The organism is Kaistella sp. (assembly GCF_049588135.1).
GTDB lineage: Bacteria > Bacteroidota > Bacteroidia > Flavobacteriales > Weeksellaceae > Kaistella.
The window spans coordinates 1-1,613 of record NZ_JBAVFG010000096.1 but is presented as its reverse complement, the minus strand read 5'-3'; the positions used below and the strand labels follow the sequence as shown (position 1 = coordinate 1,613).

The 1,613-nt window shown below is 35.1% G+C and carries 1 protein-coding gene; it reads left to right on the top strand.

Annotation, left to right across the window (positions count from 1 at the left end):
- Positions 1-1,613 (top strand): MG2 domain-containing protein (locus tag WBY99_RS05665; protein ID WP_423975362.1); only part of this gene is annotated, 1,613 nt, incomplete at both ends.

Sequence of the window (1,613 nt, the reverse complement as noted above, 5' to 3'; positions counted from 1 at the left end):
TAGAAATAAAACCGCTTCCGCCGGGAATTTATTTGGCTGAATATGTGGTGGAAAATGCGATTCAAGAAAATTTTTATTTTATTGCCACCAATTCACGGATTATTTTTAACAAAAAAGATGACCGTAGAAATATAGACAATCAACTACAACTTGTAAACCGCGAAAACGGGAAATCAGTTTCGAATGAAAATCTGAAAATTTTTGAATTTACCAACGATAACAAAGCCAATTCTTTTAGTGTAAAAACGGATCAGTCTGCGCTTTTTAAATTTCCGGTTTCTAAAGATAATCAGTATTACCGCTACTATTTGGTGCAGCAACCTTCAACAAATGATTATAATTTAATGCAGGTTTATGGTAATCAATATTATAATGAACCCAAAAAAGCAGAGGAGAAAAATCTTGCCCAAATTTTCATCGATCGCGGCATTTACCGTCCGGGACAAATCGTTTATTTCAAAGTGATTAATACCAAACTGTTGATGGATAAAGAATCTGTCGCAGTCGGAATCAAACAAAAAATAACATTGAACGATGCAAATGGCCAGGAGATTTCTTCCCAGACTTTTACGACGAATCAATTCGGTTCCTATAACGGAAGTTTCACTTTGCCGAATGGAAAACTCAACGGTCAGTTTTCATTAGAAGTTGATTCCGATGATTTAGATGATGATGCGACCAAATATTTTCAGGTTGAAGAATACAAACGGCCGAAATTTGAAGTGACTTTCGAACCGATAAAATCGGAATATAAATATGGCGAAACCATTGAATTGAAAGGAAAAGCAATGATGTTTTCCGGCGTGGCTTTAAGCAATGCAACCGTTAATTATGAAATCAAAAAACAGAATATCCGCTGGAGATATTTTTGGTGGTATCCGCGGGGAAATGATAACGAAAATTCCATTTTAGGCGAAGTTAAAACCAATGAAAAAGGAGACTATATTATTAAAATTGATCTTAAAAAAGATGAAACTTTAGAAGGAATTCAGATTGATAATTATCAAATCAATGCTTCTGTGACTGATATTAACGGCGAAACACAGTCTGCCACGGAAAATGTAAAAGTGGCGTCGGTTTCTCATTATATCAACGCTTCGACCGGGCTCAGCGACCGCGATTTCTTCACGGATGAAAACGTAGAATATAAAGTGCAAACCAAAAATTATAATGATCAGAATTTAAAAAAATCTTATCAGGTTAAACTCTCGAAAATGCAGCCGAAAGAAAGAATTTTCCGTTCTGATTTCGAAACTGTAATTCAGGATTTACCGAATTTCTCAAAAACAGAATTCGTACAGAAATTCCCGCATGATTATTTTTCAAAGGAAGAAAAAGATTGGAAAACACAATTTGTCATTCTGAACGGAGAGAAACGAAGTGAAGAATCTCTTGATTTAGGAAAATTAGGTGCCGGAAATTACAAACTTGAACTCTTCAACATCGAAGGAAAAGACACTATTAAAACAGAAAAAACGTTCGCGGTTTATGATAAAAGATTCCTGAGCGATTCACAGAAACCTTTCCTGAAAGTCATCAATCCAAAAACCGAATATCAGAGAAACGAAAAAGCCAAAATTTATGTTTATTCGGCAATTCCTGATGCTTTGGTG